Raw genomic sequence first — 15,112 nt, 5'->3', positions numbered from 1 at the left:
GCCACTCGTAACCAGCCACGTGCCACTGCCTTGAAGAGCCGGCTTCTGCAATCCACCGCCGTGGTCGGCGGCATGACGCTCATCTCGCGCCTGTTCGGCTTTCTGCGGGACATGGTGCTGGCCATAAGTTTCGGGGCGACCGGGTCGACCGACGCCTTCTTCGTTGCCTTCCGCATCCCCAACTTTCTGCGCCGGCTGTTCGCGGAAGGGGCCTTTTCCCAGGCCTTCGTGCCGGTATTTGCCGAATACAGGGAGCAGCGCGGGCGCGAGGCCCTGACGGACCTGCTGGACCATACCGCCGGCGCGCTCACGCTGACGCTCTTCATTGTCACGGCCGTCGGCATGCTGGCCGCGCCGCTGCTGATCATGGTCTTCGCGCCGGGTTTCGTGGGCGAGGAGAACGGCCGCCAGGTGCTGGCCGCCGACATGCTGCGCGTGACCTTCCCCTACCTGCTGTTCATCTCGCTGACCGCCATGGCGGGCGGGATCCTGAACAGTGTCGGGCGCTTCGCTGTGCCCGCCTTCACGCCGGTGTTCCTGAACCTCTCGCTGATCGGCGCCGCCCTGTGGGGGGCGCCGCTTTTCGAGGAGCCCGTCAAGGCGCTGGCCTGGGGCGTGTTCATCGGCGGGGCGGCCCAGCTGCTGTTTCAGATCCCCTTTCTGGTCCGCCGGGGGCTGCTGCCCCGGCCCCGCCTGCGGCGGGCCCATGACGGGGTAAAGAAGATCATCCGTCTCATGCTCCCGGCGATCTTCGGTTCCTCGGTGGTGCAGATCAATCTGCTGGTGGATACGCTCATCGCCTCCTTCCTGATGGCAGGTTCCATCACCTGGCTGTACTTCTCGGACCGTTTCGTCGAGTTGCCCCTCGCCCTGTTCGGTGTCGCCATCGCCACGGTGATTCTGCCCCGGCTCTCCCGCGAGCATGCCGCGAAGACGCCCGAGGCCTTCAATAACACGCTGGACTGGGCGCTCAGGCTCACCCTGGTGGTGGCGGTACCCGCCATGCTGGGGTTGATCTGGCTGGCCGGGCCCATTCTGGCGAGCCTGATCCAGTACCGGGATTTTACCGCCTTCGACACCCGCATGGCGGCCATGTCGCTCGTTGCCTACGCGGCCGGGCTGCCCGCATTCATGCTCATCAAGATCCTCGCACCGGGCTACTTCTCCCGCCAGGACACCCGGACGCCGGTGAAGATCGGTGTGATCGCCATGCTGGCCAACATGGGGCTCAACGTGGCCATCGTGGTGCCCTGGGTGATGCTGGGGCTGCCGGGCCCTCATGCGGGGCTGGCACTGGCCACGGGGATTTCGGCCCTCCTGAATGCGGGTCTGCTGTTCCGGGGGCTCTACCGGGACGGGGTCTACCGGCCGCCCCCCGGCTGGCGCACCTTCATCGTCCGTATCGCCGCGGCGGCCGTCGTCATGAGCGTGGTCCTGTGGCTCGCCACCCCGGCCCTGGCGGCCTGGGGCGATTGGCCGGCCCTGGATCGTGTCATGCGTCTGCTGGGCCTGATCGCCCTGGGTGCCGCCGCCTACGGGGCCACCCTGTGGGTGCTCGGCGTGCGCCCGGGCCAGTTCCTGATGCGATGACCCGGTGCATCCGTTCGGTGGGGCCGAATGGGCTTCGCTGTCGGACATGTGTAAGCCACAGAGGTCACAGAGGCCACAGAGAAGGTCTGGAGAATGACCCCGGTGGTACAGGGGCAGTGGCCGCATCAAGCCAACGGACATCTCTTGCTTTTTTCTCTGTGCCCTCTGTGTCCTCTGTGGCCAATCACATTTCCGACGACCCGCGCCCGGCTGACCGCCTCGCCGGGTTCGATGGATCACCGGGGTTCCCGGCGCTTTTGCCGCGGTAGCTCCGCAACGCTGGTATAATCGGCGCTTTTGCGGAACCGGCATGGAACTGATTCGCGGCGCGCACAACCTGCGGCCGAGGCACCGGGGGACGGTGGCCACCATCGGCAACTTCGACGGGCTGCACCTGGGCCACCAGGCGGTGCTCGGGCAGCTGGCGGAGAAGGGTGCGGAGCTGTGCCTGCCCACTGTGGCCATCAGCTTCGAACCCCTGCCCCGGGAATATTTTCAGGGCGAGAAGGCTCCGCCGCGCCTGCAGCGCTTCCGGGACAAGCTTCTGGCCATGCGCCGTTTCTCCGTGGACCGGCTGCTGTGCCTGCACTTCGACCGCCGTCTTGCCGAACAGGAAGCCGCCGACTTTGTGCAGGAGTTGCTGGTGGATCGGCTCGGGGTCCGCTACCTGGTGGTGGGCGATGACTTTCGCTTCGGGCGCAACCGGTCCGGGGATTTTCAGTTGCTGCTCGAGATGGGCAGGCGGCTGGACTTTCACGTGGCGCGCATGCACAGCTTCCAGGTGGACGGGGAGCGGGTCAGCAGCACGCGCATCCGCGAGGCGCTCGGCCGGGGCGACATGGACACCGCCCAGCGGCTGTTGGGCCGGCCCTACCGGCTGAGCGGACGGGTGGCGCACGGAGACAGGCGCGGCCGGCACATCGGCTTCCCCACCGCGAACCTGAGGCTTGGCCCCCGGCCGCTGGCGGTACGCGGGGTCTACGCCGTTGAGGTGTTCGGCCTGGATAATGAGCCGGTGCCCGGTGTGGCCAATGTCGGCAAGCGCCCGACGGTGGACGGGACGCAGAACCGTCTCGAGGTGCATCTGTTCGATTTCGACGGCGACATCTATGGCCGGCATCTGCACGTGGACCTGCTGGGGCGCATCCGGGATGAGCGGCGCTTCGAGTCCCTGGAGGCGCTCAAGGCGCAGATCGCCCGCGACGCGGAGCAGGCCCGACAACTTCTGCGACTGTAGGGCGCCCCGCGGGCGCCCGGTTCGATACGACACATGCTCGGCGCCCATGGGGCGCCCAATGGTGAAACGACCTCGTGACTGACTACAAGGACACACTGAATCTGCCCCGGACCGAGTTCCCCATGCGCGGCAATCTGGCCAGGCGGGAGCCGGAGATGTTCGAGGCCTGGGAGCGAGACGGACTGTACCGGCGCCTGCGCGAGGCCTGCGCCGGCCGGCCCCGGTTCGTACTGGCCGACGGCCCCCCGTATGCCAACGGCGATATCCATATCGGGCATGCGGTCAACAAGATCCTCAAGGACATCATCGTCCGAAGCCGCACCCTGGCGGGGTTCGATGCGCCCTACATTCCGGGTTGGGACTGTCACGGCCTGCCCATCGAGTTGCAGGTGGAGAAGCGTATCGGCAAGGTGGGCCACGAAGTTGACGCCAGGCGGTTTCGCGAGGCCTGCCGGGCGTATGCCGCCGAACAGGTGGACAGGCAGCGAAGCGATTTCAGGCGCCTGGGCGTGCTGGGCGACTGGGAGCGGCCCTATCTCACCATGGATTACCAGGTGGAGGCCGACACGGTGCGTGCCCTGGGGCGCATCATCGAACGCGGGCATGTGGTCAAGGGCGAGAAGCCCGTGCACTGGTGCGTGGACTGCGGCTCCGCCCTGGCCGAGGCCGAGGTGGAGTACGAGGACAAGACCTCCCATGCCATCGATGTGCGTTTCCGGGTGGAGGACGAACTCGACTTCCTGCGCCGCTGCACCCTGGATGACGACGAAGACGGCCCCGTCTCCGTGGTCATCTGGACCACCACCCCCTGGACGCTGCCCGCCAACCAGGCCGTGGCCCTGCATCCGGAACTGGACTATGCACTGGTGCGCGTGAACGGCGAACGCCTGCTGCTGGCGGAGGATCTGGTGGATTCCGCCATGCAGCGCTACGGCTTCGGAGATGCGCGTATCGTCGGGCGTTGCCGGGGCGCGACCCTGGAAGGCGTGAATCTGCACCACCCGTTCGTGGATCGGCAGGTGCCCGTGATCCTGGGCGAGCACGTCACCCTGGAGGCCGGCACCGGGTGCGTGCACACCGCCCCGGGCCACGGCCAGGACGACTTCATGGTGGGTCAGCGTTACGGCCTGCCCGTGGACAACCCGGTGGGCCCCGACGGCCGGTTCCTGCCCGGTACCGAGCACTTCGCCGGTGAATCGGTGCACCAGGCCAACGGTCATGTGATCGAGGTGCTGCGCGAGCGGGGTGCGCTGGTGGTCTCCGAGAAGCTGCGCCACAGCTACCCGCATTGCTGGCGCCACAAGACCCCGATCATCTTTCGCGCCACGCCCCAGTGGTTCATCAGCATGGACCAGGCGGAGCTGCGCGAAACGGCGCTCGCCGCCATCAGGCAGGTGCAGTGGGTGCCGCAGTGGGGCCAGGCACGCATCGAAGGCATGGTGGCCGGCCGACCGGACTGGTGCATCTCGCGCCAGCGCAACTGGGGCGTGCCCATTGCGCTGTTCGTGCATGTGAACACCGGACGCCTGCACCCCGACACACCGGCGCTCATCGAAGCCGTGGCCCAGCGCATCGAGCAGGCGGGCATCGAAGCCTGGTTCTCCCTGGACCCGAAGGAGTTGCTGGGAGAGACGGCTGCCGATTACGAGAAGGTCGGTGACACCCTGGATGTGTGGTTCGATTCGGGTGTGACCCATGCGACAGTGACCGCGAAGCGCGAAGGCCTGGGCCTGCCGGCGGATCTGTATCTGGAGGGCTCCGACCAGCATCGGGGCTGGTTCCAGTCATCACTGCTGACGGCCGTGGCCATGCGCGGCGAAGCCCCGTACAGGGCGGTGCTTACCCACGGTTTCACCGTGGACGCCCAGGGTCAGAAGATGTCCAAGTCCAAGGGCAACGTCGTGGCGCCGCAGAAGGTGGTGGACACTTTGGGGGCCGACATCCTGCGCCTGTGGGTGGCGGCCACCGACTACAGTGCCGAGATGGCCGTCTCCGACGAGATCCTCAAGCGCACGGCGGATGCCTACCGGCGCATGCGCAATACCGCGCGCTTCCTGCTGGCGAATCTGAACGGCTTTGAACCGGCGCGGGACATGCTGCCCCCCGAACACATGCTGCCGCTGGACCGCTGGGCGGTGGATCAGGCCCTGAAGGTGCAGCAACGCGTCACCACTGCCTACGACAGTTACCAGTTCCACCAGATCTACCAGCGGGTACACAACTTCTGCTCCGTCGAACTGGGCAGCTTCTACCTGGACGTGATCAAGGACCGCCAGTACACCACACCATCCGACAGCATCGCCCGGCGCTCGGCCCAGACCGCCATGTACCACGTGATCGAGGCCATGGTGCGCTGGCTTGCGCCCATCCTCAGCTTCACCGCGGAGGAGATCTGGCAGGAGATCCCCGGCGAGCGCGGCGAATCGGTGCTGTTCAGCACCTGGTACGAGGGCCTGTTCGCACTGGACGAAGACGAGTCCATGAACGACGCCTTCTGGACGACCCTGCTGTCGGTGCGCCAGGCGGTGAACCGGGAGATGGAGAAACTCCGTGCCGCCAAGGCCGGTTCCCTGGATGCGGAAGTGGACCTTTACTGTGACGCCGCCCTGGCGGACACCCTGTCGCGCCTGGAGGGGGAACTGCGCTTCGTGCTGATCACCTCCTACGCGCGGGTACATTCACTGGACGAGCGCCCGTCGGATGCCGTGGAGACCCCGCTGGAGGACGGCACGCCCCTGTGGACCCGCATCACCCGCAGCGGGCATGCCAAGTGCCCCCGCTGCTGGCATCGCCGTGAAGACGTGGGCACGAGCGCCGAGCATCCGGAGCTGTGCGGGCGCTGCGTGGAGAACGTGGCCGGCGACGGCGAACGGCGGCGGTTTGCCTGATGGATCTGCCGAACTGCCCTGGTGGCGCGGAGACGTTTTCCCGGGAAGCGCCCGAATGCTGAAATGGTTATGGCTTTCCGGCGCGGTGATCGTGCTGGATCAGATCACCAAGTACATCGCCGAGCGCGCGCTGGTGCTCTATGCGCCGGTGGAGGTCACGTCGTTCTTCAACTTCACGCTGGTCTACAATCCCGGTGCCGCCTTCAGTTTCCTGAGTGACGCCTCAGGCTGGCAGCGGTGGTTCTTCGTAATCGTAGCCCTGGGTGCGAGCATCTTCATCGTCTGGTGGTTGAGGATGCTGCATGCCGGTGAGCGCTGGACGGCGGCAAGCCTTGCCCTGATCCTCGGGGGTGCCGTCGGCAACGTGATCGACCGGCTTTGGCACGGACACGTGATCGATTTCCTTGATTTTCACTATGCCGGCCAGCATTGGCCGGCGTTCAATGTCGCCGATGCCGCCATCACCGTTGGCGCGGTGATCCTGGTGGGGTACAGTCTGTTCTTCGCCCGGAATTCCGATACCGCCGGCGGGGAACGTTCATGATCGCTTATGGCAGCAAGGTGCGCATGCACTACACCATCGCCCTGGAAGACGGGATGGTGGCCGACACCACCGAGGGCGAGGAGCCTCTTGAGTTCGTCATGGGCGCGGGTGACCTGGAGGAGGGCCTGGAGCTGGCACTGATCGGCCTGCAGCCCGGGGACAGGCAGACCGTCAAGCTCACCCCGGATCAGGCGTTCGGCTACCCGAGCCCCGCTGCGATCCACGACGTGCCGCGCCGGGATTTCCCCCCGGAGATGGACCTCAGGCCCGGTCTGATCGTGAGTTTCGTGACCCCCGGCGGTGACGAGCTGCCGGGCACCGTCAAGGAGGTGAGCGACGAAACGGTCAAGGTGGACTTCAATCACCCGCTGGCGGGCCACGAGATCACCTACTCCGTGGAGATCCTGGACGTGGGCACCAGCATGCTCCCTTGAAGGCAGTGGCAAGTCTCAAGTGGCAAGTGGCAAGGAAACCCCAAGGGCTGCGCCCCTGGGGAGAGCCTGGGGAGAAGACGAATTCCCTTGAGACTTGCCACTTGCCACTGCCTTCAAGGCCACTTGCCACTGCTCCTAAAGGTTCATTCCCGACATCATTGATGGGACAATAATCCCTCGTCTCAAGACAGCCGGTCATCTCCCATGCAGGTCATTCTCGCCAATCCCCGCGGTTTCTGCGCGGGCGTGGACCGCGCCATCGACATCGTCGAGCGCGCCCTCGCCCTGTTCGAACATCCCGTTTACGTGCGCCACGAAGTGGTGCACAACCGCTACGTGGTGGACGACCTGCGCGACAAGGGGGCGGTGTTCGTGGAGGAACTCGATCAGGTGCCGGATGGCGCCACGGTGATCTTCAGTGCCCACGGAGTGGCCCGCAGTGTCGTTCGGGAAGCCGAGCGTCGCGGCCTGAAGGTATTTGATGCCACCTGCCCGCTGGTCACCAAGGTACACATGGAGGTGGACCGTCATGCCCGGCGGGGCGAGGAAGTCATTCTCATCGGACATGCGGGCCATCCGGAAGTGGACGGTACCCTGGGACAGTACGACCGCAGCCAGGGCGGCGAGATCTACCTGGTGGAGACCGTGGAGGATGCGGAGCGCATCCGGGTGAAGAATCCCGACGGGCTCGCCTACGTCACCCAGACCACCCTGTCCATGGACGATACGCAGGACATCATAGGTATCCTGAAGCGGCGTTTTCCGAATATTCATGGCCAGAGGCGCGACGATATCTGCTACGCCACCCAGAACCGCCAGGATGCGGTCAAGGCGCTGGCAGGTGGCTGCGACCTTTTCCTTGTGGTCGGTTCGCCGAACAGTTCCAACTCCAACCGCCTGCGTGAGATAGCCGGGAAACTGGGCGTCGAGGCCTACCTGGTGGACAGTGTCGATCAGATTCGCGACGGGTGGCTTGCGGGCAAAACCCGGATCGGCGTGACGGCCGGTGCGTCGGCCCCGGAACTGCTGGTACGGGATGTCATTGAACACCTGAGACAGGCCGGTGCGGATTCCGTGACCGAGCATGACGGCCGGCAGGAGACCATCACGTTTTCGCTGCCCAAGGCATTGCGCTGAGCATTGCACTGACGCCGAATTCAGTGAACCCGCGCGCCGCCCGCCACGCGCGAAACCCCTCCGGCCCGATTTCCACCGCTACACGCCAGGACACCTCGTCGCGATCACCGCGTTCATGCGGACGCCGTGCCGTAACCGCGTTTCAGGGAATGGCTGCGCATGCCGTATGATGCTGCGGTCGTTCGCTTCAGCCCACCTGACCTGGAGTTCCGAGACCGGTGTCTGAACCTGCCTCCTCACAGACCGTGCTCGACGTCCGCGGCCTGCGCGCCGCCCATGTCGGACCCGTTGACTTCCGGCTGCTGGCCGGGGAGATCTGCAAGCTTCACGGTCCTTCGGGCTCGGGCAAGACGCTGCTCCTGCGCGCCCTGGCGGATCTTGATCCCAGTGAGGGGGAGGTGCTGCTGGACGGCGTGGAACGCACCGGCATACCGCCCACGCTCTGGCGCCGGCAGGTGGCGTACCTGCCGGCGGAACCCATGTGGTGGGAAGAGCGCGTGGGGTTGCACCTGGATCCGGCGGGGAGCGACACCATGCTCCGGGACCTCGGTTTCGAACCGGAGGTGCGGGAATGGGATGTCGAGCGGCTGTCCAGCGGCGAGCGCCAGCGCCTGGCGCTGGCGAGGCTGCTGGAGAACCGGCCCCGTGTGCTGCTGCTGGATGAGCCCACCGCCAATCTGGATCCTGCCAATACGCGCAGCGTGGAACGGCTGGTGCGTGACTACGTGTCGGAGCACAACGCGGCTGCGCTTTGGGTGAGCCATGATCCGCTGCAACGCCAGCGGGTGGGCGGGCGGTCACTGTTGATGGGGTCGGGAGGACTCCGGGAGGAGGCGGCATGAGTCTGATCATTCTGTCGCCGCTGGACCTGTCCATCGCCGCCTTTCTCGTGGTGGTGCTTGCCGTGCTGACGGCGCGAGTCGGCATGGGTCTGTCCCGCAGCCTGCTGGTGGCGGGCACCCGGACGGTGGTTCAACTCCTGCTCATCGGTCTGGTCCTCAAGGTGCTGTTCGACAACGCTCAGCTCTACTGGGTGGCGGGGTTGTCCCTGGTGATGCTGGCGGTGGCGGGCTATGAGGTGATGGCGCGCCAGGGGCGGCGTTTCTCCGGCTGGTGGGGTTACGGCATCGGCACTTCGTCCATGTTCGTCTCCGCGTTCGCGGTGACGGTGCTTGCGCTCACCATCATGATCGGCCCCTCGCCCTGGTGGGAGCCCCAGTATTCCATTCCGCTGCTGGGCATGCTGCTGGGCAATACCATGACCGGTATCGCGCTGGGCCTCGATCGTCTCACCCAGACCGCCTGGCAGCAGCGCCGGGTGATCGAGGCACGGCTCATGATGGGCCAGGCCTGGGGCTTGTCCATCTCTTCGATCCGCCGCGACGCGGCCCGCAGCGGACTGATGCCGATCATCAACGCCATGGCGGCGGCCGGGATCGTCAGCCTGCCGGGCATGATGACCGGTCAGATCCTCGCGGGCGCACCGCCCATGGAGGCGGTGAAATACCAGATCCTGATCATGTTCCTGATTGCCGCGGGTACCGGCTTCGGCACCCTGGGTGCGGTGTGGCTGGGTTCAAGACGCCTGTTCGACGAACGTCAGCGGTTGCGCCTGGACAGGCTGAAGCACGGACGCGGCAAGTGATGAGAGGCTTTCGCGTTGACCGTCACCCGAGCAGCGCCTTGCGGAAGAACTCGGGGGAGGCCCCGGCGGCACGCTGGATGGCGGCGTTGTAATAGCGGGTCTCGAAGGGTTTCTGTTCGGCCGCCTTTTCGCGCCGGAAGGTGACAGGCCCGTCCTTGCCGGCCATGGTGGCGGTCCACCACCCCGAGGGATAGGTACACTGGGGGAAGTGCAGGGCCACCGGATCGTGGAAGCCGGCAGCCCGCAGGCTGTCGTGCATCGGCCTGATGATGGACTCGGTGTGCAGCAGCGGCGACTCGCTCTGCTGGACGAGCAGTCCGCCGGCGCCCAGGGCCTTGATGCAGTCCCTGTAGAAGTCGGTGGAGAAAAGGCCGGCCGCGGGGCCCACCGGATCCGTGCTGTCGACGATGATCACGTCGATGGAGCCGGGTTTCGCCTCCTGCACGAACTTGATGCCGTCATCGAACAGGAGGCGTGCACGCGGGTCGTGATTCGATTCGCACAGCTCCGGGAAATACGCCTCCGACAGGCGCGTGACCCGCTCGTCGATGTCCACCTGGGTGGCCTGCCTGACCTCCGGATGCCGGAGCACCTCGCGCAGTGTCCCGCAATCGCCGCCGCCGATGATCAGCACGTTGCCGGGGTCGGCATGGGCATAGAGCACCGGATGCGACATCATCTCATGGTAGATGAAGTTGTCCCGGCCGGTGAGCATCACGCAGCCGTCGATCACCATCAGGTTCCCGAAGGAGTCGGTCTCGTAGATCTCGATCTTCTGGAATGGCGTCTGCTCCTCATGGAGCTTTTTCCGGATGCGCAGCGACAAGGCCAGGCCCTTGTCTGCTTCCGAGAACCAGTGGGCGTCCAGTGACATGGGTTCGGGCTCCCAACGGGATGGGTGGAGGCAGTATGATAAAGCACGCACGTCTCATGTCCATCGCGGTATCTCCGCCCGACATCCCGCCAATGCCATCGGAACTCCCATGACTGCCTGGAACCTGGATCAAGCCCGCGAACTCTACAATATCGCCAACTGGAACGGCGGCTACTTTCATGTGAACGGCCATGGACGGGTGTGTCTGCGGGTGCCGGGCCTGGACGGCCATCCCGGCGTCGATCTCTACGAGCTGGCGCAGTCCCTGCGCGCTTCGGGACAGTCGGGCCTGCCCGTGCTGATCCGCTTCGAGGACATCCTCGGCGACCGGGTGCACCGCCTGCGCCAGGCCTTTGACCAGGCCCGGGAGGAGTCCGGTTTCGAGGGCACCTATACCGCGGTCTATCCCATCAAGGTGAATCAGCAGCGCAGCGTGGTGGAGCGCATCCTGGGCGAGGGCGGCGAGCGCGTGGGCCTGGAAGCCGGCAGCAAGCCCGAGCTGATGGCGGTGCTGGCGCTGTCGCGCCCCGGCGGGGTGATCGTGTGCAATGGCTACAAAGACCGGGAGTACCTGCGTCTTGCCCTCATCGGGCAGATGCTCGGGCTCCGGGTCTATATCGTCATCGAGAAGCCTTCGGAACTTGACGGTGTCATGGCCGAGGCGCGCGACCTGGGCGTTCGCCCCATGCTGGGCATGCGGGTGCGGCTGGCCTCCATCGGCAAGGGCAAGTGGCAGAACACCGGCGGCGAGAAGGCCAAGTTCGGGCTCTCCGCCAGCCAGTCCCTCGGGATGCTGGATCGCCTGCGCGATGCGGGCATGCTCGACTGCATGCAGCTGCTGCACTTCCACATGGGCTCACAGATCGCCAACATCCGGGATATACAGGCCGGCATGAGCGAGGCGGGGCGCTTTTACGCCGAGCTGCGCCGTCTGGGCGCCGACATCCTGGTGGTGGATGCGGGCGGAGGACTGGGCGTGGACTACGAGGGCAGCCGCTCACGCAACGACTGTTCCATCAACTACAGCCTCCAGGAGTATGCCAACAACATCGTTCGCAGCCTGATGAATACCTGCATCGAGTACGATCTTCCCCACCCGCAGATATTCACCGAATCGGGCCGGGCACTTACCGCGCATCACGCGGTACTGGTCACCAACGTGATCGATACAGAGCGCGCCCCGGCGCAGGACGATCTGCCGGCCCCGACCGGGGATGAGCCCCTGGTCCTGCAGGATATGTGGCGCCTGTATGAGAACACCGAGGGCATTGCCCCCAACGAGGTCTACCACGACATGGCTCACTGGTTGTCGGAGGTGCAGGCCATGTATACCCACGGCGTCCTGGACCTGGCGCAACGGGCGCGGGCGGAGACGCTGTACTTCGCCACCTGCCGGCGCCTGGCTGCGGATGCCTCCCATCGCCTGAGCAGCGAGATCCGCGAGGAGATCAACGAGAAGCTGGCGGACAAGTTCTTCTGCAACTTCTCGGTGTTCCAGTCCATCCCGGACGTGTGGGCCATCGACCAGATCTTCCCCATCATGCCGCTGCACCGGCTGGACGAGCGTCCCACGCGCCGGGCGGTGCTGCAGGACCTTACCTGCGATTCCGACGGTCACGTGGAGCGTTACGTGGATGGCGAGGGTGTGGAGACGAGCCTCCCGCTGCACGCCCCGCGGGAGGGTGAGCCCTACCTGCTGGGCATCTTCCTGGTGGGGGCCTACCAGGAGATCCTCGGGGACCTGCACAATCTGTTCGGCGATACGGATTCGATCAATGTGGTGCTGGAACCGGGCGGCGGTCACCGCCTGGTGCAGCCTGAACGCGGCGATACCGTGGACGAACTGCTGCGCTATGTGCATTTCGATCCCCGGGCCCTGGTTGCGGCGTACCGTGACAAGGTGGCGACCGCCGGCCTGGAGAAGGACCTGGGCGAACAGGTCCTGGGGGAGCTGGAGCAAGGGTTGTCCGGTTACACCTACCTGGAGGAGTAGGCGCTGCGGCAGGTGGCCCGTCCCGGGGCGTCGTGCACTACGGATCGCCCGCGCGTGCCCGGCGCATCCGGCGCAGGGGCCGCATCACAGACCGTCGCCGCCCGATGCGGTTATACTCAGATCCCGAATCCGATCGGCGAGGGCGGGTATGGACCTGATGGAGACTGCGCTGCTGGTGGGCATGGCGGGCGTGTTGCTGGGCTATCTCCTGGTGGTACGGGCCGGTTTTCGAAGGGAATTTATCTGGGGTGTCATCAATCTGGTTCCGGTGGTGTCGCTGGCCTTTGTGCTGCTCCACTGGCGTCAGGCCCGTTTCGGATTCCTGTTGAGCATCCTCGGCCTGCTGGTGGCGGCGGGTGCCCTCTATGGCGGCGCCGATGCCCGGGTGGAGCGCGAACTGACGCGCATGGGCTACACGGTGGAGGTCCCCATGCCCGTGCAGCGTCCCGCGGACACGCCGATTCCCAACGAGGAACAGGTGCGGCGCATGGAGGAGGAGGCCGGCCAGCAGCTGGACGATACGGTACAGGATGGTGCCCTCGGGCAGGCGCGGCCGCGTTCTCCGCTGGGGAGTTTCCGCGCGGAAGACCGCGCGCCGCCGGTCGAGCGGGCCTGGCGTGACGCGTTTGAAGAGGAATTGCCGCAGCTGGTGGGGGAGTACGTCCGCCTCGTGACATCGCCGGGCGGCACGATGCGCGAGGGTACCCTCGCCGGCGTCACTTCCGCCAGCGTGTTTCTCAAGCAGGTGATGCGCCATGGCACCGTCGGTTTCGAGTATCGGCTGCGCGACGTGGAGTCCATGAGTGTCTGGGACGTGGAGGGCGCCGGGCCGCGCATCCCGGAGCCGGAGGCCGGCGGCGGGGACGAACAGCCGGTGGCGGCCGGAGGCGATGCCTGATGCGTGTGTACGTCTATCGCAGCAGCCGCAGGCGGGATACCTATGTATACCTGGCCAGCAAGGACGCTTTCGAGATGATTCCGGAACCGCTCAGGAAGGTGTTCGGAACGCCCTGCTTTGCGCTGGAGTTCGACCTCACGCCGGGGCGTGCCCTGGCGCAGGAGGACCCCGAGGCCGTGCGGGTCAGCCTGCGCGAGAGGGGCTTTCATCTGCAGATGCCGGCCGAGAATGAACGCCCCCAGTGAGGGAGGGTTTCAGGGCTCAGGTCACCAGAGCAGCGTCCCCGGGTGTTCCATGGGCCTCTCGTCCAGCAGGCGCAGGATGCCCTTGATGCAACGCACCAGGGTCCACACGAACCACCACAGCAGGATCAGGTAGCCGATGCCGGTCACCGACAGCAGCATGCCGACCACCACCATCAACAGGCCGAACCAGAAGGTGCGGATCTGGTACTGATGGTGACTGCGGCTTGCTGGATCCGCCTCGCCGAATTTCAAGTGCGCGATGATCACGCCCGCCAGGGCCGTCAGGCCCACCAGGAAGCCGATCAGATACAGGACGTAGACGATCATGGCCGGCCCGCTCTTGAGATTCGCGGGGCGGGTGTCCTGCGTCGGTGGTTCCCGTAGTTCGTTCATGGTTGTCCTGGTGAAATATCCGGATCAAGGTGTCGGCTGCGACCCGGTCAGTGTATCAACGTAGCGGCGCCCGGGCATGGCCGGCGCCTGCGCATGGACACCCGGCGTCCGGCAGATCCAGTGAGGTGAAACATGTCCGCATTTCTGAAAGCGCCCGCCCCCGGCTTCGATGACCCCCTGGGCCTGCTGGGCGCCTGTCACGGACGCATCATCGAGCGGCTGGATACCCTGGAACGACTGCCGCCCCATCTGCGCCGTCACGGCCCGGATGCGCAGGCGCAGTTGGCGGCACGGCGGATCCTTGAGTACTTCGACCGGGCGGCGCCCCATCATCACGCGGACGAGGACAGGGATTTCTTTCCGCTCCTGGCGGCGGCCGAGGGTCGCGCCGGCTGGGATGAGGGCGTGCCGGATCTGATCGCCCGCCTTGCCGCGGAACACCCCCTGCTGGAACAGGGCTGGCAGGCACTGCGCGCGAGCCTGGAAGAGGTCGCCGGCGGTCGTGCGGACGCGATCGGCGATGCCGCCGGGTGGATCGCCGCGACCCGGGCCCATCTGGCGCTGGAGGAGGAACGCATCCTGCCGCTGGCCGCCCGGGTGCTGACGCCGGGCGAACTGGAGGCCCTGGGCCGGGCCATGGCCGCCCGTCGGGGGGTGGACGTCGCCCCCGGCTGACTCCGTCCCGCGGCAGCCGCGCGGGTTAACGGACGGACAGGACAGACAGGTCTCGATGTAGCCGCCCCCCGATCTCCGGGACACAAGGACGTGCATTCGGCTCGTCCGGCAAGCCCTTGTCGAACAAGGCACCCTTCAGAGGAGTTCCGTGTCCTCGTGGCTGTAGGCCGGTGAACAGGCGCACAGGATGTGCAGGGGGCCGGCGCCGGTGTTGCGGATGTTGTGGGGGGTGCCGGGGGCGATGCACACGGTGTCGCCCACGGCGACGGGAAATCGCTCACTGCCCAGGCGCATCAGGCCCTCGCCACGGGTGATGTGGTAGATCTCCTCGGTGCGGCCGTGGCGATGGAGGCAGGTCTCCTGCCCGGGCGCCACAACGGCCTCCGCCAGGCTCTGGGCCCGGTTGCCGTGCTGATCCGGGTGCATCAGCTCCCGGATCATCGAGCCGTCTCTGGTCTCGTAGACCTGGATATCCTGGTACTGGGACTTCATTGAATGCTCCTGATCGGCCCCGGGGGCGTTTATCCTCCGGCAGAATCAACGGGATTAAAAGAATTCC

General features: G+C 66.1%; 15 protein-coding genes. 12 read left to right on the top strand and 3 right to left on the bottom strand.

Features of this window, described 5'->3' with window-relative positions; translation table 11 throughout:
• Positions 1–72: 72 nt before the first annotated feature.
• The 8 genes from murJ (at position 73) to THITHI_RS0109810 (ending at position 9,475) form a co-directional block, all read left to right on the top strand.
• The gene (gene murJ, locus THITHI_RS0109845) at positions 73–1,590 is read left to right on the top strand and encodes a murein biosynthesis integral membrane protein MurJ (protein WP_051079991.1); all 1,518 of its coding nucleotides are present in this window, start codon (positions 73–75) and stop codon (positions 1,588–1,590) included.
• A 310-nt stretch (positions 1,591–1,900) separates the two neighbouring features.
• Positions 1,901–2,827 carry a bifunctional riboflavin kinase/FAD synthetase gene (ribF, locus tag THITHI_RS0109840; protein ID WP_018232922.1) on the top strand — a complete coding sequence of 309 codons (927 nt, stop codon included), beginning with the start codon at positions 1,901–1,903 and terminating at the stop codon, positions 2,825–2,827.
• Between the two features lie 74 nt (positions 2,828–2,901).
• Positions 2,902–5,715 carry an isoleucine--tRNA ligase gene (gene ileS, locus THITHI_RS0109835; RefSeq protein WP_018232921.1) on the top strand — a complete coding sequence of 938 codons (2,814 nt, stop codon included), beginning with the start codon at positions 2,902–2,904 and terminating at the stop codon, positions 5,713–5,715.
• Positions 5,716–5,770: 55 nt separating this feature from the next.
• Positions 5,771–6,259, top strand: a complete 489-nt coding sequence (gene lspA / locus THITHI_RS0109830; protein WP_018232920.1) for a signal peptidase II — start codon at positions 5,771–5,773, stop codon at positions 6,257–6,259.
• Positions 6,256–6,693, top strand: coding sequence for an FKBP-type peptidyl-prolyl cis-trans isomerase (locus THITHI_RS0109825; RefSeq protein ID WP_018232919.1), 438 nt, complete (start codon positions 6,256–6,258; stop codon positions 6,691–6,693). The genes lspA and THITHI_RS0109825 overlap by 4 nt, the downstream gene beginning before the upstream one ends.
• Before the next feature lie 204 nt (positions 6,694–6,897).
• Positions 6,898–7,830 carry a 4-hydroxy-3-methylbut-2-enyl diphosphate reductase gene (gene ispH, locus THITHI_RS0109820; RefSeq protein WP_018232918.1) on the top strand — a complete coding sequence of 311 codons (933 nt, stop codon included), beginning with the start codon at positions 6,898–6,900 and terminating at the stop codon, positions 7,828–7,830.
• A 218-nt stretch (positions 7,831–8,048) separates the two neighbouring features.
• On the top strand, positions 8,049–8,672 hold the full coding sequence (locus tag THITHI_RS0109815) for an ABC transporter ATP-binding protein (RefSeq protein ID WP_018232917.1): 624 nt from the start codon (positions 8,049–8,051) through the stop codon (positions 8,670–8,672).
• Positions 8,669–9,475, top strand: coding sequence for an ABC transporter permease (locus THITHI_RS0109810; RefSeq protein ID WP_018232916.1), 807 nt, complete (start codon positions 8,669–8,671; stop codon positions 9,473–9,475). The genes THITHI_RS0109815 and THITHI_RS0109810 overlap by 4 nt, the downstream gene beginning before the upstream one ends.
• 22 nt (positions 9,476–9,497) lie before the next feature.
• Here THITHI_RS0109810 and speE read toward each other — a convergent pair whose 3' ends face one another.
• Entirely contained in the window at positions 9,498–10,349 is an 852-nt protein-coding gene (gene speE / locus THITHI_RS0109805; RefSeq protein ID WP_018232915.1) for a polyamine aminopropyltransferase, read from the bottom strand.
• 109 nt (positions 10,350–10,458) lie between these two features.
• On the opposite strand from speE, the gene speA reads away from it, so the two are divergent.
• The 3 genes from speA to THITHI_RS0109790 all read left to right on the top strand — a co-directional run bounded on the left by speA (position 10,459) and on the right by THITHI_RS0109790 (position 13,485).
• A complete protein-coding gene (gene speA / locus THITHI_RS0109800; RefSeq protein WP_018232914.1) occupies positions 10,459–12,342 on the top strand; it encodes a biosynthetic arginine decarboxylase in 1,884 nt (627 codons plus the stop codon).
• Between the two features lie 148 nt (positions 12,343–12,490).
• Positions 12,491–13,240 (top strand): hypothetical protein, encoded by a 750-nt coding sequence (locus THITHI_RS0109795; protein WP_018232913.1) that lies wholly within the window; start codon positions 12,491–12,493, stop codon positions 13,238–13,240.
• Positions 13,240–13,485: a YcgL domain-containing protein gene (locus tag THITHI_RS0109790; RefSeq protein ID WP_018232912.1), complete on the top strand. Its 246-nt coding sequence runs from the start codon at positions 13,240–13,242 to the stop codon at positions 13,483–13,485. Before THITHI_RS0109795 ends, THITHI_RS0109790 begins: the two co-directional genes overlap by 1 nt.
• 21 nt (positions 13,486–13,506) lie before the next feature.
• Here the strand turns inward: THITHI_RS0109790 and THITHI_RS0109785 are convergent, their stop codons facing one another.
• Positions 13,507–13,878 (bottom strand): DUF4870 family protein, encoded by a 372-nt coding sequence (locus tag THITHI_RS0109785; protein ID WP_018232911.1) that lies wholly within the window; start codon positions 13,876–13,878, stop codon positions 13,507–13,509.
• A gap of 132 nt (positions 13,879–14,010) precedes the next feature.
• Between THITHI_RS0109785 and THITHI_RS0109780 the strand changes: the two genes are divergently transcribed.
• On the top strand, positions 14,011–14,553 hold the full coding sequence (locus THITHI_RS0109780) for a hemerythrin domain-containing protein (RefSeq protein WP_018232910.1): 543 nt from the start codon (positions 14,011–14,013) through the stop codon (positions 14,551–14,553).
• A gap of 135 nt (positions 14,554–14,688) precedes the next feature.
• Here THITHI_RS0109780 and THITHI_RS0109775 read toward each other — a convergent pair whose 3' ends face one another.
• A complete protein-coding gene (locus tag THITHI_RS0109775) occupies positions 14,689–15,045 on the bottom strand; it encodes a cupin domain-containing protein (protein ID WP_018232909.1) in 357 nt (118 codons plus the stop codon).
• Between the last annotated feature and the right edge of the window lie 67 nt (positions 15,046–15,112).

It is taken from the genome of Thioalkalivibrio thiocyanodenitrificans ARhD 1 (assembly GCF_000378965.1).
GTDB lineage: Bacteria > Pseudomonadota > Gammaproteobacteria > Ectothiorhodospirales > Ectothiorhodospiraceae > Thioalkalivibrio_A > Thioalkalivibrio_A thiocyanodenitrificans.
This window is presented reverse-complemented; position numbering and strand designations above follow the sequence as displayed.